The organism is Pseudomonas sp. AK181 (assembly GCF_051122975.1).
Lineage (GTDB): Bacteria > Pseudomonadota > Gammaproteobacteria > Pseudomonadales > Pseudomonadaceae > Aquipseudomonas > Aquipseudomonas lactis.
In genome coordinates, this window is sequence record NZ_CP146348.1 from 5416679 (window position 1) to 5435006 (window position 18328).

The 18328-nt window shown below is 57.5% G+C and carries 17 protein-coding genes and 1 pseudogene; 8 read left to right on the forward strand and 10 right to left on the reverse strand.

Translation table 11 applies throughout. The features are described 5' to 3' along the window. Positions 1–4: 4 nt before the first annotated feature. From V8689_RS24755 to V8689_RS24780, 6 genes and pseudogenes are all read left to right on the forward strand, one after another. Positions 5–340, forward strand: coding sequence for a hypothetical protein (locus V8689_RS24755; protein WP_000741275.1), 336 nt, complete (start codon positions 5–7; stop codon positions 338–340). Between the two features lie 23 nt (positions 341–363). Beyond that, the gene (locus V8689_RS24760; RefSeq protein WP_000091614.1) at positions 364–690 is read left to right on the forward strand and encodes a hypothetical protein; all 327 of its coding nucleotides are present in this window, start codon (positions 364–366) and stop codon (positions 688–690) included. Further along, positions 687–1067: a hypothetical protein gene (locus tag V8689_RS24765; protein ID WP_001054412.1), complete on the forward strand. Its 381-nt coding sequence runs from the start codon at positions 687–689 to the stop codon at positions 1065–1067. The genes V8689_RS24760 and V8689_RS24765 overlap by 4 nt, the downstream gene beginning before the upstream one ends. Before the next feature lie 156 nt (positions 1068–1223). Then, positions 1224–1472 (forward strand): DUF3391 domain-containing protein, encoded by a 249-nt coding sequence (locus tag V8689_RS24770; protein WP_313453700.1) that lies wholly within the window; start codon positions 1224–1226, stop codon positions 1470–1472. Positions 1473–1555: 83 nt separating this feature from the next. Then, on the forward strand, positions 1556–2425 hold the full coding sequence (locus V8689_RS24775; protein ID WP_223198360.1) for an HD-GYP domain-containing protein: 870 nt from the start codon (positions 1556–1558) through the stop codon (positions 2423–2425). A 166-nt stretch (positions 2426–2591) separates the two neighbouring features. Further along, positions 2592–5357 (forward strand): annotated as a pseudogene (locus V8689_RS24780) (Tn3 family transposase); the annotation flags it as partial. A 102-nt stretch (positions 5358–5459) separates the two neighbouring features. Here the strand turns inward: V8689_RS24780 and V8689_RS24785 are convergent. The 6 genes from V8689_RS24785 to V8689_RS24810 form a co-directional block, all read right to left on the reverse strand. Continuing rightward, a complete protein-coding gene (locus V8689_RS24785) occupies positions 5460–6311 on the reverse strand; it encodes a universal stress protein (RefSeq protein ID WP_017735064.1) in 852 nt (283 codons plus the stop codon). A gap of 11 nt (positions 6312–6322) precedes the next feature. Then, positions 6323–7810 carry a SulP family inorganic anion transporter gene (locus V8689_RS24790; RefSeq protein WP_017735063.1) on the reverse strand — a complete coding sequence of 496 codons (1488 nt, stop codon included), beginning with the start codon at positions 7808–7810 and terminating at the stop codon, positions 6323–6325. A gap of 582 nt (positions 7811–8392) precedes the next feature. Continuing rightward, a complete protein-coding gene (locus V8689_RS24795) occupies positions 8393–8698 on the reverse strand; it encodes a PadR family transcriptional regulator (protein ID WP_017335982.1) in 306 nt (101 codons plus the stop codon). Positions 8699–8708: 10 nt separating this feature from the next. Beyond that, positions 8709–9914 carry a chromate efflux transporter gene (gene chrA, locus V8689_RS24800; RefSeq protein ID WP_017735062.1) on the reverse strand — a complete coding sequence of 402 codons (1206 nt, stop codon included), beginning with the start codon at positions 9912–9914 and terminating at the stop codon, positions 8709–8711. A gap of 372 nt (positions 9915–10286) precedes the next feature. Then, entirely contained in the window at positions 10287–11069 is a 783-nt protein-coding gene (locus V8689_RS24805) for a TniB family NTP-binding protein (RefSeq protein WP_434520639.1), read from the reverse strand. 2 nt (positions 11070–11071) lie between these two features. Next, the gene (locus tag V8689_RS24810; protein ID WP_003465068.1) at positions 11072–12751 is read right to left on the reverse strand and encodes a Mu transposase C-terminal domain-containing protein; all 1680 of its coding nucleotides are present in this window, start codon (positions 12749–12751) and stop codon (positions 11072–11074) included. A 302-nt stretch (positions 12752–13053) separates the two neighbouring features. Between V8689_RS24810 and V8689_RS24815 the strand changes: the two genes are divergently transcribed. Next, complete coding sequence (locus tag V8689_RS24815) at positions 13054–14028, forward strand: hypothetical protein (protein ID WP_017735522.1); 975 nt, start codon at positions 13054–13056, stop codon at positions 14026–14028. A 548-nt stretch (positions 14029–14576) separates the two neighbouring features. After that, a complete protein-coding gene (locus V8689_RS24820; RefSeq protein ID WP_017735521.1) occupies positions 14577–14942 on the forward strand; it encodes a hypothetical protein in 366 nt (121 codons plus the stop codon). Between the two features lie 369 nt (positions 14943–15311). Here V8689_RS24820 and mobI read toward each other — a convergent pair whose 3' ends face one another. The 4 genes from mobI to V8689_RS24840 form a co-directional block, all read right to left on the reverse strand. Further along, the gene (mobI, locus tag V8689_RS24825) at positions 15312–15773 is read right to left on the reverse strand and encodes a conjugative transfer protein MobI(A/C) (protein ID WP_014754508.1); all 462 of its coding nucleotides are present in this window, start codon (positions 15771–15773) and stop codon (positions 15312–15314) included. A 410-nt stretch (positions 15774–16183) separates the two neighbouring features. After that, positions 16184–16765, reverse strand: coding sequence for a hypothetical protein (locus V8689_RS24830; RefSeq protein ID WP_017735520.1), 582 nt, complete (start codon positions 16763–16765; stop codon positions 16184–16186). 160 nt (positions 16766–16925) lie between these two features. Next, positions 16926–17779 (reverse strand): IS5 family transposase gene (locus tag V8689_RS24835; RefSeq protein ID WP_085983057.1). Its coding sequence is split into 2 segments (ribosomal slippage): positions 16926–17423 and positions 17426–17779, totalling 852 coding nucleotides; the frame shifts between segments, so codons are not numbered across the junction. Positions 17780–17859: 80 nt separating this feature from the next. Beyond that, a complete protein-coding gene (locus V8689_RS24840) occupies positions 17860–18129 on the reverse strand; it encodes a hypothetical protein (RefSeq protein ID WP_012274344.1) in 270 nt (89 codons plus the stop codon). Positions 18130–18328: the final 199 nt, after the last annotated feature.

Here is an 18328-nt window from a genome sequence, read left to right on the forward strand (position 1 = left end):
CCTGATGGCAGCCCGCATCACCGACGACGAATGGGACGAACTGACTCCCGAGAATTTCGATACCACGGCACTGCTGCGTGCAGTCGATGCCGTGGACGTGCTGCGCGGCGATTTGAATGACAGCGCAGACGGCGCACCTCCGCAACTGCGCACCGACCTGTTGAAGCTGCATCAACTGGCAATGGCCGCGTTCAACGAGGGATCACGCAGCCGAGTGGCTGAGCTATTTGATCTCGCCGTGGATCTTCAGGATCAGGTTGATCATCTGATGACCTCGCTGGAACAAGTGCAAGAAACCCTGTCCCGGTTGACGGCGCTCTACCCAGAAAGCCTGTCCTGAATGTTCTTGGAGACAACCACATCATGAGCCGCAGCCGCCGCAAAACGCCCATCGTTGGGCACACGACCTGCCGTAGCGAGCGCGAGGACAAGAAACTCTGGCATCAGCGCTGGCGAACCCACGAGCGCACCGCGCTGGCCAGCGCGTCGCCGGAAGCTCTATGCGCCCATCTGCCTCTACTGGAAAACCAGGTCAGCAACGTCTGGTCGATGGGTAAGGATGGCCGCTCCTACTGGCCCATCAAGCGCCAGGCCGCCACGGCGGATCGCATTGCCAACCACAAGGGACGCAATCCGCAAGAGCGCGCCTCCCTGAAAAAGCGTCTGCTGCGCAAGTGGATGAGCAAATGAACCTGTCCACCATCGAGGCGCTGGCTATCGCTTGGGCGCGAATCGCTGAAGAAGCAGAACTCCCAGCCGGCTACGAGGGCACGGCGACGCCAGAGGCGCATCGGGCCTGCGAGGTGATCCAGGAGCGGATTCGAGAGCACGTCGTCGCCACCAATGACATGCGGCTGTTCGGCCTGCTGCACCTGCTTGGGCAGGCGTCGCTGCGCATGGAGCAAGCGCTGTGGCCGGAAGAATATGCGCGGATGACCCGCGAGGTCGAGGAAGCTCTCCGAGAGGCCGACGACCCCAACGCCAAGTCGTACACCCACGAAGAAGTCATGCAGGCGATGCAGGAACGCATCGACCGAGCGCGAGACAAAGCCATGTTGATCGGCTGACGGAAATTTCGGCGGTTCCGGCTGATCCAAGAATCTTGGCGTGACCTTACCTCCGCTCTACCGCTGGGTGCCAGCCTCGGCGCACGCCTAACCACCCAACTCAGAAAGGAAAATAAGTTGGTAAAACGCATTCCCGTATCCGAGCTTCGTCTCGGCATGTACATCCACAAGCTCGCCGGCTCTTGGGTTCGACACCCATTCTGGCGCGGCAGCTTCCTGCTGACCGAGCCTCAGGATCTCTCTGCCATTCGAGAATGTGGCGTCGGGGAGGTCTGGGTCGACTTGGCCAAAAGCCAAGTCGACCCAGAGAGCCCAGAGAGCCCAGAGAGCCCAGAGAGCCCAGAGCCCAGAGCCCAGAGCCCAGAGAATTGTCGGAGGAGCAATCTCTGCCGTCTAGTCCACTAAGCAAGAAAAGTGACGGCGCAACCTCAATGGAGAGCGAAATGTGTTATGCACGGAAACTCTGTCTTGCGGCCAAGTCCCAAGTCATGGACATGTTCCAGGAAGCCCGGCTTGGCAAGGCCGTCGACCCAAGCACGACGTTGCCGCTGGTCGGAGAAATCGCTGCCTCGGTGCTGCGCCAACCTCATGCCCTCATCAGCGTCGCACGCATCAAAACGCACGACGATTACACCTACCTGCACTCGGTTGCCGTCTGCGCCCTGATGCTATCGCTGGCCCGGCATCTCGATCTAGACGAGGAGCAAACGCGCCTGGCTGGCATCGGCGGACTGATGCACGACCTAGGCAAGGCCGCGATGCCGCTGGAAGTGCTTAACAAACCAGGCAAGCTCACCGATGCCGAGTTCGCCATCATGAAGCGCCACCCTGTGGAGGGCGCAAAGATGCTGCGCGCAGGCGGGGCCGAGCCCGGGGTGGTGGACATTGCCCTGCACCATCACGAGAAGATCGACGGAACCGGCTACCCGGATCGCTTGGCCGGTGACGCCATTTCACTCCTGGCCCGCATGGGCGCAATCTGCGACGTCTATGATGCCGTGACGTCGGAGCGAGCCTACAAAAAGCCGTGGGACCCGTCCGCGGCGATGCGGCAGATGGCCAAGTGGGAGGGCCATTTCGACAAACGCATCTTCCACGCCTTCGTCAAGGCCGTGGGCATCTACCCCGTCGGCTCCTTGGTTCGCCTGTCCTCTCAGCGTCTGGCCGTTGTCGTTGAGCCGGGAATGGAATCACTGCTGACTCCCAAGGTTCGCGTGTTCTTCTCGCTACGCTCGAGAGAGCCGATCCCGATGCAGACCATCGACCTGGCGGCCACGAGTTGCAAGGACAGTATCACTGGCCCCGAAGACCCGACGCTCTGGAACTTCAAGAACCTCGACGACTTGTGGATGGAATAGCCCCCACAAAACGACGGCCCCGTGAGGGAGCCGTTGAACATCGTCGAGCGATGCCCGTCCAGGGAGGGATGGCCGAGCTCGATTCTCCAGAAGGTAGCTGGTGACACGAGTGTTGAGCCCACCCAACTAGGGTGACGGAAATTTCTGGGGTTCCGGCTTACATCCCCTGCTTGTGCTTTGTCGGCAATTGGCAATCGCCGACCCTGACTGTCTTGTACGTTATAGCGATCATCGTCGCTGGATACATGCGGCCGATATTCAAGAGCGCTATGGCTATCGCCACTTTACTGACCCAGGCATCGGCTTTCGTTTGAGCCGATGGCTGTATGCCCTTTGCTGGACTGGTACTGATCGTCCTGGCGTGCTGTTCGAACGAGCTACCTCATGGCTGCTCACACAGAAAGTCCTATTGCCCGGAATTTCCCAGTTAGAGCGCTTCATTGCCCAACTGCGTAGCCGGGTTGAAGAACGCCTCTGGTACACCTTGGGCCGCAGCGTGACCGAGGAGCAAAGACAGCACCTACAAGACTTGCTTCTGGTGGCCGAAGGCAACCGTAGTTCCCGACTGGATCAACTACGCTCCGGCCCGGTGATGGTCAGTGGCCCTGCACTGGTTCGGGCGCTGCGTCGGCTGGATGATGTACGCGGGTTGGGTATCGCCTTACCGGCAGCTGCGCATATCCCTCCCAGCCGCATTGCCGCCCTGGCTCGCTTTGCCAACACCGCGAAGGTCACGGCCATCAATCGACTGCCGGCGTCGCGCCGGTTGGCGACGTTGGTGGCATTCGCGGTTTCCTTGGAAGCCAGTGCGCACGACGATGCTCTGGAAGTTCTGGAAGCGCTACTGCGTGATATCTTCAACAACGCAGAGAAGGCTGACAAGAAGGCTCGGTTGCGTAGTCTAAAAGACCTGGATCGCTCGGCGGCAATGCTCGCCGCTGCGTGCAAGGTCGTGCTGGATAGCTCGATCAGCGATGACAATGTCCGTGCCCGGCTGTTCAACGACCTGCCACGTGTCACGCTGGAGAAAGCCCTGGAAGAGGTCAATGCGTTGATCCGTCCGGCCAACGATGTGTTTTACCTCGCTCTGGAGGAGCGCTACCGCAGCGTGCGCCGTTTCCTTCCTGACTTATTGAAACATATTCGCTTCGGCTTCAGCCCGGCGGGTAAGGGTGTGGCGGCTAGTTTGGACTGGTTGCAACTGAACTTGCCTCGCAGGAAGCCGGAGGATGACGTGCCGCAGGAGATCGTGGCCAAGGCTTGGCAGAACCACATCACTCGCGAAGATGGCTCCCTCGACATGGGCGCCTATGTCTTCTGCACGCTTGATGCACTACGCACGGCCCTACGCCGCCGCGATGTCTTTGTTGCACCCAGTTGGCGCTATGCCGACCCGCGTATCGGTCTGCTCGATGGTGCAGAATGGCTGTCGGCGCGACCGATCATCTGTCGCTCACTGGGCCTGACTGTGAACGCCAAAACCACCTTGGACGCCTTGTCTGCCGAGCTGGATGCGACTTGGTACGCAGTCGCCGCTCGCCTGCCCGACAATCCTGCGATCCAGTTGAGTGAGAATACAGAGGGCAAAACCGAGCTGTCCCTCGGAGCGCTGGAGAAGCTGGAAGAGCCCAACTCGTTGCTGCAACTGCGTGCAGCCGTGGCCGACTTGATGCCGCGTGTCGATTTGCCGGAAATCCTGTTAGAAATCGCCGCTCGTACCGGCTTCACTGAAGCCTTCACCCATGTGTCCGAACGCAATGCGCGGGCCGACAACTTGGTGACGAGTTTGTGCGCAGTGCTCTTGGGAGGAGCCTGTAACACCGGCCTGGAGCCCTTGACTCGCAACGACAACCAAGCGCTGCGCCGTGACCGAATGTCCTGGGTGAGCCAGAACTATCTCCGTGACGATACCCTGTCGGCAGCCAATGCCATTTTGGTGGCTGCGCAGAGTCAACTGGAGCTGGCTCAGGTCTGGGGCGGCGGCGAGGTGGCCTCCGCCGATGGCATGCGTTTTGTCGTACCTGTGCGTACCGTACATGCCGGCCCTAACCCGAAGTATTTCGGTACCGGCCGGGGCGTCACCTGGTACAACCTGATCTCCGACCAGTTTTCCGGTCTTAACGCCATTACGGTGCCCGGCACCCTGCGCGACAGCCTAGTATTGCTCGCGGTTGTGCTGGAACAACAGACCGAATTGCAGCCCACACAAATCATGACCGATACCGGTGCTTACAGCGATGTGGTGTTCGGGTTATTCCGTCTGCTCGGTTATCACTTCTGCCCGCGCCTGGCTGATGTCGGCGGTACCCGCTTCTGGCGCACCCGCCCGGACGCGGATTACGGCAAGCTCAACGGACTTGCTCGCCAGTCAGTCAAGCTCGACCTGATCGCCGAGCACTGGGATGACCTGTTGCGTTTGGCTGGCTCACTCAAACTTGGCCGAGTGCCGGCGACAGGCATCATGCGCACCCTACAAACGGGAGATCGTCCGACCCGTCTGGCCCAGGCGTTGGCAGAGTTCGGACGGATCGAGAAAACCCTGCATACGTTGACCTACATTGATGATGAGTCCAAGCGCCGCGCCACCCTGACCCAACTGAATCGCGGCGAAGGCCGACACAGCCTGGCTCGCGCCGTGTTCCATGGCAAACGAGGCGAGCTTCGCCAGCGCTACCGAGAAGGCCAGGAGGATCAACTCGGTGCCCTGGGCCTGGTGGTAAATATCATTGTGCTATGGAATACCCTCTACATGACGGCTGCCGTGGAGCGGTTAAAGCAGCACGGCTACCCGGTACAGGACGAAGACCTGGCTCGTTTGTCGCCGCTGATCTTCGAGCACATCAATATGTTGGGACGGTACTCCTTCGCGGTACCAGAAGAGGTCGCCCGAGGTGAGCTACGGCCACTGCGTAATCCAGACGACGATATTTAGGTGCGCAGGTCGAACTCAGTGGGCTATGTTGTCAGATAGCTTAGATGGGATTGACCACAGCATTTCTCAATAAGTAGAAACACTGTGGCTTAGAGAGTTATCTCAGCGCAGCAGCAATACAGGCATGGTGGCTGTTCGAAGCATCGTCGTAGTCGTGCTTCCTACCAAAAACTGCCTGATGCGTGAATGCCCATAGGCACCCATGACCAGCAGATCAATGCCGTGCTCTGTCTGATAATCGTGCAGAGCCGACTCCACCTCACCTTGTCTGATTTCAGCTTGGACTAGGAAGCCAGCCGAGAGAAGCATGCTTTGTGCTTTTCCCAGTGCCTCGTGATTGCTCACCGAATCTGCACCGACCGTAACAAGATGAATGGGCAAGTCTTTGCAAAGCGAACTGGCGGCAAACATTTGGATGGTTTTGTAGGCTGTGGAGCTGCCGTCAAATGCGAGCATCACCTTTTCGGGCTTTTTATAGCTGTTGGCTGTGATCAGGATAGGCCGGTGAATTGTTCGCACTACAGCTTCTATCTGGCTGCCAAGGCTGTGCGCGTTGCGTGAGTTGTCTTCACCCACTCTTCCTATCACCAACAGTCGAATATCCTCCTGAAGGTCGCTCAGACTTTCTACCAAGTGTCCGTGGCGCTGCTTCAGCTCAGGAAACGCAGCGCCGGAAATGACCGTTCGCTCCCTGGCCTTTTCCAGCATGTGTTGGCCCTGTTCCAGAGCGAGTCTGGCGCGTTGGGCATCCAATGTAGCCAGCTCCTCCAGCAGATGCTCTCGACTGCCGAGACCAATATTTCCACTTAGGTCAGCTGCTGCTGGGTATTTCTCTTCATCCAATACGTGAAGCAAGGTAAGAGGCGCGTTGAGTCGCTGCGACGCCCATGCTGCGTAGTCGCAGACCGCCAATGAGGATTGTGAGTTATCAATACATGCCATTACGTGGGTCATTGTCGATCTCCTTAGTGGCTCATGAGCTTGTCGATGGCGCCAGGTTTGTCATGCACGCCAAAGCGGTCAACGATTGTGGCGCTGGCCTCATTTAGACCCAGCACTTCAACCTCGGCGCCCTCGCGACGGAACTTGATTACCACTTTATCCAGCGCGGCGACGGCGGTGATATCCCAGAAATGCGCCTGTGTCAGATCGATGGTGACCTTGTTGAGCGCTTCCTTGAAGTCAAAAACTTCGGTGAACTTGTCTGCCGAGCTGAAGAACACCTGGCCTACCACGCGGTAAGTCCGATGCGACTCCGTCTCTTCAAGACTGCTCTTGATATCGAGGTAATGTCCGACCTTGTTCGCAAAGAACAACGAAGCCAGCAGTACGCCGACCAACACGCCGTAAGCCAGATTATGCGTTGCCACGACCACCACAACGGTCGCGACCATGACGAGGTTGGTCGACAGTGGGTGCTCTTTCAGATTGCGCAAGGAATCCCAGCTAAAGGTGCCGATGGATACCATGATCATCACAGCAACCAATGCAGCCATCGGGATCTTGGAGAGCCATTCGCCGAGGAAAACGACCATCAGCAGCAAGAAAATGCCCGCGCACAATGTGGAGAGACGGGTACGTCCACCGGATTTCACGTTGATGATCGACTGGCCGATCATGGCGCAGCCTGCCATACCGCCGAGCATCCCGGCAGCGATGTTGGCAATGCCTTGACCCTTGCATTCACGGTTTTTGTTGCTGGTGGTATCGGTCAAATCGTCGACGATGGTCGCGGTCATCATGGACTCAAGCAGACCTACTACGGCCAAGGCGGCTGAGTACGGGAAGATGATGCGCAGAGTTTCAACGTTCAGCGGGACTTCAGGCCACAGGAAAATCGGCAGCGTGTCCGGCAGTTCGCCCATGTCACCCACAGTGCGGATATCCAGACCGAGGTAAATAGCAATGGCCGTCAGGGCCAGGATGCACACCAGCGGCGAGGGAATCAGCTTGCCGATCTTCGGTACATACGGAAACAGATAGATTATTCCGAGGCCCACTACGGTCATGGCGTAAACGTGCCAGGTCACGTTGGTCAATTCAGGTAACTGCGCCATGAAAATCAGAATCGCCAATGCATTCACAAAGCCTGTGACTACCGAGCGCGAAACAAAGCGCATCAGAGAGCCCAGTTTCAGGTATCCAGCGAGGATTTGAAGCGCCCCGCAGAGCAAGGTGGCTGCCAGCAAATACTGAAGCCCGTGATCTTTTACCAGGGTGACCATCAGCAGTGCCATCGCACCGGTAGCTGCCGAGATCATGCCGGGTCGACCGCCGACGAAGGCGATGACAGCACAGATACAGAAGGAGGCGTAGAGACCGACCTTGGGGTCGACGCCGGCAATGATAGAGAAAGCAATGGCCTCCGGGATCAGCGCGAGCGCGACCACGATCCCCGCGAGCACGTCTCCACGGACGTTGGAAAACCACGTTTGTTTGAGCGATTGCAGCATCAGAATATCCAAGGCAATGCACCACACGCACACCAGGCAGATGGCGAGCGCGTCGATACGAATTCAAGTTGTGAGGATTATTTGGCTGTGTGCCTTGGGTGTAAAAACCGGGCATACAGCAGTACGCGACCGCGAGCGAAACTAGCGGAAGCGAGATGTTGCGAGGGGGCGTAGCGCTAAGGCGGCGTAGGCTGCCAGTAGATCGTTTGGAGTACAGTCATGCTGGTGTTCCTGTAGCTCAAGAGGTATGGCTGAGCGATAAAGTATACAGTGAAGATATCGTCAAATGCGACCTGCTGCCTCGTTTGGGTCAGTTCTTCCAGCCGTGCTGATCTCCCTAGGGCAAGTCTTTCTAGATTAAACCGCGACGAACTCCGCTGTCAGGCAGTGTACACATGGTGGAGAGATCAATTCAGATCCTCCTGGGGTCGATAGAGAAATCGGAAAAAATCGTACGCTAAGCATTCGGCCTGTCAGGTTGAGGCCATAGAGATTGACGCCTTGGCGTCAGAAAATGCAGAAAGCGGCCCTAGTCTGACGCGGTGCCAGTGAACCGCCTGACGCCGAGTTGAAGCCGTAAACTCAGCAACCTTCGATCAACTCGCCGAACAGTTCCTTAACCTTTGCACGTGCCTCGACCAGCGCAACTTGGCCTTGCTCAGTGATCTCATAGACACGCCGTTCACGTCGCCCGGTGCGTTCGTGGCGTGAGGTCAAATAGCCCTTCTTTTCCAGCCCGTGCAGCATTGGGTATACCGTCCCGGCGCTCAGCTCGTAGCCGTGTCGTTGCAGTTCTTCGATGATTCCCAGTCCGAAGACGGGCTTCTCGGCTGCATGGTGAAGTATGTGCAGGCGGATCAACCCGCCGTACAGGTCTTTATCTGTCATTTTTCGTGCCTCACAGCGCGATACTCAACAGCCAACCCGCTGCACCGCTGCCGACGACAACTAGCCACGGCGGGAGCTTCCAGAACATCAGTGCGACAAGGGCGACCAGGGCCAAGACAAAGTCTTGCGGCTGAAATATGGCGCTAGTCCATACAGGGTGATAGAACGCGGCCAGCAGCAGGCCAACCACCGCCGCATTGACCCCAGCCAGCGCGGCTTGCATGCCTGTATTGCGACGCAGACGCTCCCAAAATGGCATGGCTCCCACAACCAGCAGAAAAGAGGGTGCGAAGATAGCCAGTAGGCACACAATACCGCCGACCCAGCCAGAGGGAGCGGTGCTCATCGAAGCACCAAGGAACGCGGCGAATGTGAACAATGGGCCGGGCACCGCTTGAGCCGCCCCGTACCCCGCGAGGAAGGATTCATTACTGACCCAGCCGGAGGACACCACTTCGGCTTGCAGCAGCGGCAACACAACGTGGCCACCACCGAACACTAGTGACCCCACACGATAGAAGGCGTCCACTACCACCATCGTTGGACTTGGCAGCAATTTTGCCAAGATCGGTAGGCCAATCAGCAGGGCAAAAAATAACGATAGCCAAAGTGCGCCGGCCCGGTGACTGACCGTGATAGGTAGTGGGTCGTGCTCAACAGTATGTGCTGGCTTGAACAATAGTCGGCCTATGATGCCTGCGGCAGCAATCACACCAACCTGCCCCCACGCGGACGGTACGAGCAGGACAGCACAGGCGGCAATCGCCATTATTGTGACTCTCAGCCCATCCGTACACAGGTTGCGCGCCATGCCCCATACCGCTTGGGCGACTACGGCAACGGCCACCACTTTTAGGCCATGCAACGCGCCCGGCGAAACGGAATCCCCATAGTTGGAAATGCCCAGCGCGAACAGGATTAAAGCTACGGCCGAAGGCAGCGTAAAGCCTGTCCAAGCAGCCAGCGCCCCGCTATATCCAGCCCGTGATAGCCCCAACGCTATGCCGACCTGGCTGCTTGCTGGGCCTGGAAGAAATTGGCACAGCGCCACTAAATCAGCATAGCTGCGTTCAGACAACCAGCGCCGTCGTGTGACGAACTCGTCACGGAAATAGCCTAAGTGCACGATGGGGCCGCCGAAGGAGGTCAATCCAAGTCGTAGAAAAATAAGAAAAACCGACCATGGGCTGCGGTCATCGGTGGAGGTATTAGTCATGCGTTGGCCTACCTGATTTTCCACAGATTAATCCATAATAATCGAACTTCGATAACGAAATTCGATTTTATAGCTGCCCAAAACGACTGGAGTACCGTGCAATTCGTACTGGGTGTCGCAATGCAAGTAATCGATGTTGTGCTAGCCGCTGGTTTTGTCTGCTAGCACAGTTCATTAGCAAAACACGCTTGGCCTTAGCGTACGATTTTTTCCGTTTTCTCTATTGCCCCCCTCCTGGTCACTCCGAATGCAAATAACTGGTCAAGAATGCAGCCGGCTGGTCAATAACGGCGCCAATGGGTGGTCAAGTTGCGCAATGGTTTTATCGAGTCGGATGCCTGGGAAGAGGGCTCTGAACGGAGCTAGTCGGGCTTACGTTGGTTTTTGGTTCCATTGCTCCCCAAACCCCGTGAGCAGGTAGCGGGCCATGTCCAGCGTGGCAATCGGGGATGGCCGCCGTAGCGGGAGTGACGCCGCGAAGCTGGCCAGCAGCGAGCAGCAGTCCTCATTGGCCTCCCACGGCGGCAGCAGCATCGGCTCGAAGCGGTTTTCCAACTGATCGTCCGAACGGATGGCCAGGTACGCCTCGCGCGTGCCGACCCCGACCAGGGGGATACGCAGCTCGTTGCCGAGGAAGCGCAGCAGGTTGAGGAACTCGCGCCGGTTAACGCTGTTGCCAGCCAGTACATTGTGCAGTTCGTCGATCACCAGCATGCGCACGCCGACCTTGCGCAGCAGGGCCAGCGCCAGTTGCTCCATTTCCGGCAGCCGTGGGCGCGGGCGCAGCGGCGCGCCCATCGCAGCCAGCAGCGCGACATAGAAGCGGATCACCGATGGCTCTGACGGCATCTGCACGACCAGCACCGGGATATGTTCTTGGTCAGCGTCGGTGCCGACCGGGTGCGCCCGCCGGAATTTCTCGACGATCATCGACTTGCCGTTGTTGGTGGGGCCGACCAGCAGCAGGTTTGGCATGCGTTGCTTGTTCGGCCACGCATACAGAGTTTCCAGCCGGTTCAGCGCCTCGACCGCGCGCGGGTAGCCGATCCAGCGGTCGGCGCGAATGCGCTGGATGCGCTCGTCTGCCGGCAGCCTGGCCAAACCCTGTGCCGCTGGCAGCAGGTGGGACAGGTCAATGACGGGATATTCGTCCACGGCTACCACTCCTCGATCTGATCGAACGGTTTGGCCGGCGGCAGGTTGTCTGCCTGCGGGTCAGCCATGTCCACATCCGGCGGTATGGGCTTGGCCGGTGGCTCCGACGTCTTGAGGTGCTGGCGGCGATCAGCGTCGCGCCGCGCCTTGCGCGTGGCCTTCTGGGCGGTGGTCACGATCTCGCGCATCTGCCCGATCATGCGGAACAGCGCCGACTCGTCCACCTGCTCGCGCCCGAGCTGACGCAATTTGGCCAGCGCCTGGCGTTGTTCCCAGAGGGTGACGGCCGGATGGGACAAGGTGCGGTAGTGGATCTCCAGATAGTGCTGACCTTCCGGTTCCAGTACCCAGATGCGGCTGATGTCGCGCGGATCGCGCCGGATCAGGAAGGCGGGCAAGCGCTCGCGCCGGGCAATCCACGGCTTGAGGGCGTCGGCGTAGTAGTGGATGTGGTCGATGACAAAGCCGGTGCGGGTCAGGGTGCGGCGGATCACCGGCAGGAAATCGACCAAAAACGCGGTGGGGCGGGTAACGACGGCCGGGACGCCAACGCGCTCCACGGCCTCGGCCCAGCGCGCGGCCGGCGGCTGGAGCAGGCCGTTGTGCACGGAGCCGTGATAGGTGCCTACCGCCAACGCGAGCCAGCGCTCCAGCTCGCGCAGCGTCAGGGTGGCCATCTTCTCGGAATCGTACTCGCCGCGCTGGCCGGGATTGGAGAAGGTCGTCCCCGGTAATTCGTCGTGGATCATCTGCATCGCCGTGCCGATGATCCGTTCCACGATGCCGCCGTAGTGCGGCTGGCCTGGTGGGCGATAGTCCAGCCGGATGCCATGCTGTTCGCAGCCACGGCGCAGCGCTTCGCTTTTGAACTCGGCCGCGTTGTCCAGATAGAGCAGCCTGGGCTTGCCGCTCATCGGCCAGTCCATTTCCACATTCAGCCCTTCCAGCCAGGGCCGCTTGTCGCAGGCGGCATGCGCGAGGCATAGGCCGACCGAGACGGCGGACGGCGCTTCCAGCGTGACCACCATGCCGAGTACGCAGCGCGTGAACACGTCGATGGCGAGGGTCAAATATGGGCGGCCAATCGGTTGCCGGTCGCGCTCGTCGACCACGATCAGGTCGATGACGGTGTGGTCGATCTGCACCTGTTCCAGCGGCATGGTGACTTCGGGCGGAATGCCACCCGCGCCTTGCAAGGGACGGGCAGCGTCCTGCCCGCCCCGGCTGCGGGCTATTTTCGCCGGGTGTAGTCCGGCAATCCGCTGGGCCACGGTGTTGCGCGCCGGCACCGGCAGCTTCTGGGTTTTGCACGCCTGCGCGACTTCGCGGTGGAACGCCGCCAGGCTGCGTTTCTGCTTGGTCAGGAAGCGCTTTTGCAGCAGCTCGCGGATGATGCGCTCGACCGGTTCCGGCAAGCGCCCCTTGCCTTTGCCGCCGCCGGATCGGCCGGGCGTCAGGTCTGTTACCAGGCCAGTACCCTGCCGGGCGCGACGGATCAGGACATATACCTGTCGCCGGGACAGGCCCAGCGCTTGGGCTGCCTCATCGGCGGCTTCATGCCCGACCACCTCAAGCGCTGCCAGTGGCCCGATGATTTCCGTCCGGTGCCGGGCTTGCGCCCATGCCTCGTCGGGCAGGGTGGCCACGCCTTGCGCGGCAATCGGTGGAGTGTCTGATGTCATGCCCAAACCTCGCTTTGGTGCACACGAGTATTGAGCATAGTCGAGATTGGTGCAGACGACTCCTGATATTGGGCTGTCAGGAGCCGTATGCACACCAGGCGTTACATCCAGTCAGATGGTGCGGTCGTCTTCTGAAAACGACAGATCATTTGGAATAGGTGTGCCATAAACGACCGTTTACGGGACGGATGCGCTCGTCAATTTCAGGTGCTGAAAGCGACCGAAAACGAACCACAGGATATTTTTTCTTCCTCAACATTCCCTACAGCAGCTCAGCACCTGAGCTGATTGGAGGAATGACCATGAAGCAGAGTTTCCACCTACATTTTGATCGGGACTTGAGCAAGGCCGGTTCGGCGATCCTCAGGGAGGCAGTCCGGCGCGGCCTCCTCAGCCAACACGAGGCAATGATCCACGACCAGCAGTGGGCCCAGTTTAGTATTTACGCCAAGGAGTCTCATGAGGTGGACATCCTGGAGCTCGTCAATAAAAAACTGGTGCGGCAATACGGCGAAGAACTCTGTATCCAGGTGTACCACGGGAATCTCTCGCAGCAAGGCGCGGCGAACTTGCTTGAGACCGTGTATTCAGTAATGGCCCTTGCAACCGATGGTGGCTGGAAAGTCGCGACAGCTGACGTTGGCGACCGTATTGGCTTTCCTAACCATGCACGGATTACCGTCCCGCGCAGCCTTGATCAAGCGAGGTTCGAGGCAGCTGTAGAAGACGTTCAAACTCGCCTCTCTGAGCACCTGGCGGTGGTGATTATGTTAGTGCGGTATCTGGGCATTTCGCTGCGTGAAGCGTTTTTCTTCGATGCCCGAATAGCTCTGAATGACGCCAAAGCAGACGGATATCATTCGGTAAGTAACGGCAGCGAAGATCCATACGATCACCGCAAAATTAATATCTCAGGGGGCAAGCAGATCGCCGTTTTGGAAACGGCCTCGGCAGTTCAAGGTGTGCGGCACTGTCACCATCCAAGACAAGAAGCATGGCGGATATGGCGGCAAAACAGCCTACCTGCAGCTAAGGAGCTTTTGCTTGCTCATGGGTTAAATTTTGATGATTGCCGCTCAGCGTATGCCTGCGAGCTCTACGAACAATGGGCCGATCATAAAGCTCCGATTCTTGGGGGAAACGCTCCCCACGACGAGGATCTAGAGGCGCGGGATCACGTCGCCTACGAGCTCGGAAATTTACGTATCTGGGAAACTGATGCATACGTCGGTGCCCGAGCCACCCTACTGAAGGAAGCAGCCGGTACCAGCCGCTAAGGCACTACGCAGCAGATTTGGGATTAGATCAGACGCCCTTAAACTTGGCTTACCTCGAGTCAAAGGAGTCAGGGCGTGGATCGTTTTGAATTGTTGGTATATGCGGTACTTGCGGTCATCAGTGCGCTCACCATCACAGGTGCTGTTGGCTACATGGTCGCAGCGTATCTGGACAAGAAGCGTGGCGACGATTGAGTCTTCAGCGGTATGACCAGATACCTGTAACAAACTGTCCGCTGCCTTTTCATCGGCAGCGGGCGCCTACCCGAATCCACCTGCAAGGCATCACTACTGCGATACGCAATATTTGCCACCCAAGTCCATGAGATCAGCGATGACCTTGGCTGGGTAGTCAGTTGCCGCGTCAATGCGAAAATGACCGGAGCGCCGAAGCGCTTAGATCAACGGCATGCTCGCTTCTCGATGTGGCGAATTAGCTTGCCCGGTACGCCATAACCCGTGCGCCGACTCGCAGGCAACATCTGATCTTGGGTTTTCCTAAAACTACCGGAGAGTGTCTAGCGACCTCATCTATCCGGAGCACCACCATGGAATTTCGCCACCTCGGTAACGGGCAGTACTTCCCACCCATTGCACCAAACGGTCGGGTTTACGCCGTACCTCTTGGGCAGGAAACCCAGGTAGAAATTTTCTGCCTGACACCAGTAGGCATCATGGGCGCGGGCGTCCAATCGCACTGGTCAGAAATCGTTGGTTTTTACTACGACGACGAATCATGGGAGATCATCCCGCGCAATTACTCGGGACGAGGAATGCGCTTCCGCAGAGGCCTCTCCTGCATCATGGTGATCGCCGGCAGCGAGGCTCTCACGACCCACATCCAGGGCTACCCCATCCCCATCTGCGTAATGAACCGCATTGCATTCGAACAGCAGCGATGCAGTGAAGGGTAGCGCATCACCGCCGCCATCCGCTGCGCGACACAGGTACCAGCTAGACCGGCACCTACCAATGTTTATTTTATGAAAGTGAAGCCTCTCACTGCTAATACAGATCGCAGTTGGCCAGCAGCCTTGGACGTACGCATCACTGCTAATAGCAAATATAGCCTGTGAACCCCGCATGCACTGGCCTGCTGGCTGGCAGCGAGTAGATTTAGCGCACTACACTGCTTATAGCCCGTAACCTACTCAAGCGCTGCAACATGTCGCACAGGAATTCACTGCTGATACAAGAAAGCCCCGTCAGACCATGCTGCACGGGGCTTTCGGACGCTAAAATCGGTTCAGATCCGTTCGGCACTGCTTATAGGCACTCAGCCTCTACTCTCCCGAATAGAGACCGCCATGATCAAGCGCTTGGTATCTAGACAGTTTCTTTTCATAAGCGACCAACGTCCGACGCAGCTGACGATTCTCGCTGGCAATGCTACGAATCTCAGCAAGACGCTCCTCAACCTGCAAAACCAGGCGGCGGTAAGGGTATTTAACAAACTCGAACGAGGAAGCCGGGTATTTGTGTTTGCCATTGCCCTTGGCAATAGTAAGGGGCGCGAATTTGTTTTTTTGCCCATGCAGTGGCACCAGTTTGCACCAGTAGATCGAGTACGCATTCGGGCTCGTTTGCTTGATTGACACGGCAGCTACAACAGATCTGGCCCCAGTCTTTTTGTACAGCTTCATGGACGCATCCACATAGCTTGTTACCAGGCGTCTCGCGTCCACCAACAACTGCTCATATTGCTGATCCAGCAAGGCGACTATCGCTTGCGGTTCTTTGCTCATGGCCAAGGCTCCAACTGCTTCTAGAGCCCAAATGGTGGCATCTCATCCGGTATCAAAAATTCGCTTTCAGGCGATTTTACCGTCAGAAATTTACGGAAGCGGAGTTGGCAATGCACCGCTGCCGCTCTGCCGCGCGTTAGATGGGCGGCAGATGACGACATTGCAGACGTACAGCAACATTACGTGCAAAGGATGCACAACAGACGACGACGGATGCCCTGGCTCGAGATTGAACAGAATCAACGAATGCCAAAGTGACGATAAGCAGGCAATGGCCAAGAGCTGATCCTTCTGATCGACGGCTTCCGCCCCAAGCCGGATCTTTACCGCTCGCGCTTCGAACATTGCGGTGTTGGTTCGCAAACATTCCCAACCACAAGCAGAATGGCAGTTGCGCAAAACAAAAACGGTTATGACCCGCCTTTCCCGACTGGCGAATGCAAAGTCGTAGGCAGCGCACGGGTAGCACGGAGTTCTTCCGCGATAATGGTCGCCTGCTGCAGAGCGGCACTGTCAAGAAACGAAGCGTTCAGATCGAACGTGATGGCATCGTCGTCGGAGCTTTCCTTTATCGCATAGGGCCCGAAGAGGATGTCGTTGCTTCCCTCAACATGGGGCTGGAAACGTGACAGGGGATTACGACTGTCGTTCCCATTGTGTATCGCTATCGCGGAACCATTGTCGCTATACATGGTACGCAGAACGGAGGGATCGCGCTTGCCGCTAATCCATTGCCGGGGCGTGACAGGATCGCCGTCCATTACTAGGGGCACGCGCAAGAGGTAAATTACCTCGTCCGCGTCCTCGAGCCTACTGAACGCAGCATCATAGTCCGGCTGCCTGCCCAACACGCAGTCGATGTCCACCTGTATGTCGAAGAAGGCCACTTTGCCGGCATTCGCTCGCACGTCATAAAGGAGATCCAGAAGTTTTGGGCTACCTTGGTCAGCCGCGGTAGGGCAGAACGTGTACCAGCCGGAAATGACGGGCATCTCAACACCTATCACTGCTGGCGTAATAGCTGGCTCTGCCTGGCTCGGAATTGCTTTCTGGGAACTGTTTGCTGCCGGGGATGCCACAGAGCCTGACACTTCTGCTCCAGGAGGAGGTGCGCTGTCAACTGCAGGACCCTCATGCAACAAAGCCCATAATCTAGGCTTTGTACGAAAAGTATTGCCGCATGCAACGTAGGCTGCAGGCCAAGGTGACCATGGCTGCAAAGCTCTTGGCCAGCTTGTCATAGCGAGTGCCGATCCTGCGATTTTCTTTCAGCCAGCCAAACATCCGCTCAATGATGTTCCGTTGCCGGTATTTGGGCCGGTCAAACAGTCGGGGCAAGCCAGGTCGAGGTTTGCGCGGCATAGCGCGCAATGGGATTACCGGCTGCATTCGGTAACGGTCGCAGTACTGGCGCAGGTGCTCGGCATCGTATCCCTTGTCAGCCAGCAACCACCGGCTACGTTTACGCGGTCGTCCTGGCTTGCCAGCAATTCTTACAGCATCCAGCAGCGGCTGAGCGTGGGAGACATCACTGGCTTGTCCTGGTGAAAGCCTGAAATGCAATGGCACGCCATTGGCATCGCACACCATGTGAATCTTGGTGGTCAGACCGCCTCGACTGCGCCCGAAGGCATGGTCTAACGGTTCTTCAGGCCCCCCTTTTTCCCGGCGCCTGAAGAGGCTCGGGTTGCTCGTACTGCGGTGGAGTCGATCATCCAGGTGTCCAAGTCGATCAGTCCTTCCCGGTTCAGCCGAATATGCAGACGCTCCAGTACTCGCTCGAATGTGCCGTCGTCGCGCCAGTCACGAAAACGCTGATACACCGTTGACCAAGGCCCAAAGCGTTCAGGCAGGTCGCGCCAGGGAGCGCCCGAGCACAGGATCCACAGAATTCCGTGGAGAACCTGACGATCATCGTTGCGAGGACGGCCCATTTTCTGTTCTGGAGAAACCAAATCCTTGATCAGCTCCCATGACGCATCAGAAAGTTCGTAACGCCTTGCCATACGGGCCTCCAACCGGTCATGGCGGCAATTTTAGCCACAACGACTTTTCGTACAAAACCTAATTCGCCCAGTCTAGGGGGCTATAGATCGCCAGTCATCAGTAGCTCTCTCAGTATGCTGAGATTTTTCCTGATTTCAGCTTCTACCTTTCCAGAATAATCAAGTGCCTCAAGCGTATTCTTTGTTTGGTTCATTGCCTCTGCTATTATATCAATGGCAGTTTTTCTTGATGCTGCCATATTTTCTAGAGTCTGTTCCCCTGCATTTAGCATTGTTACGATATCTTGTTTGCTTAACTTATCATAATTCACGTTACGGAGTTGCTCTAGTATTAACTCTTGATCCGACATATATGATCCTCTTTATTATTATCGATTTGTTGTTTATGATAATATTAATTATTTCATTGTTCCAGAAAAAAACAGCTGGGATAGTGTATCATAAAAAATATATTTCGAGCGAATGGGGAAAGTCGGTCGAGCCATGCGCATAACCAATCCATGGCATTGGACGCACAGTATATCGTTACCGGTGGATAAATGAATTAAC

Coding starts and splice junctions, on each gene's coding strand:
- V8689_RS24755 (WP_000741275.1), top strand. CDS start 5: ATGGCAGCCCGCATCACCGACGACGAATGGGACGAACTGACTCCCGAG.
- V8689_RS24760 (WP_000091614.1), top strand. CDS start 364: ATGAGCCGCAGCCGCCGCAAAACGCCCATCGTTGGGCACACGACCTGC.
- V8689_RS24765 (WP_001054412.1), top strand. CDS start 687: ATGAACCTGTCCACCATCGAGGCGCTGGCTATCGCTTGGGCGCGAATC.
- V8689_RS24770 (WP_313453700.1), top strand. CDS start 1,224: ATGTACATCCACAAGCTCGCCGGCTCTTGGGTTCGACACCCATTCTGG.
- V8689_RS24775 (WP_223198360.1), top strand. CDS start 1,556: ATGGACATGTTCCAGGAAGCCCGGCTTGGCAAGGCCGTCGACCCAAGC.
- V8689_RS24785 (WP_017735064.1), bottom strand. CDS start 6,311: ATGACCCACGTAATGGCATGTATTGATAACTCACAATCCTCATTGGCG.
- V8689_RS24790 (WP_017735063.1), bottom strand. CDS start 7,810: ATGCTGCAATCGCTCAAACAAACGTGGTTTTCCAACGTCCGTGGAGAC.
- V8689_RS24795 (WP_017335982.1), bottom strand. CDS start 8,698: ATGACAGATAAAGACCTGTACGGCGGGTTGATCCGCCTGCACATACTT.
- chrA (WP_017735062.1), bottom strand. CDS start 9,914: ATGACTAATACCTCCACCGATGACCGCAGCCCATGGTCGGTTTTTCTT.
- V8689_RS24810 (WP_003465068.1), bottom strand. CDS start 12,751: ATGACATCAGACACTCCACCGATTGCCGCGCAAGGCGTGGCCACCCTG.
- V8689_RS24815 (WP_017735522.1), top strand. CDS start 13,054: ATGAAGCAGAGTTTCCACCTACATTTTGATCGGGACTTGAGCAAGGCC.
- V8689_RS24820 (WP_017735521.1), top strand. CDS start 14,577: ATGGAATTTCGCCACCTCGGTAACGGGCAGTACTTCCCACCCATTGCA.
- mobI (WP_014754508.1), bottom strand. CDS start 15,773: ATGAGCAAAGAACCGCAAGCGATAGTCGCCTTGCTGGATCAGCAATAT.
- V8689_RS24830 (WP_017735520.1), bottom strand. CDS start 16,765: ATGCCCGTCATTTCCGGCTGGTACACGTTCTGCCCTACCGCGGCTGAC.
- V8689_RS24840 (WP_012274344.1), bottom strand. CDS start 18,129: ATGTCGGATCAAGAGTTAATACTAGAGCAACTCCGTAACGTGAATTAT.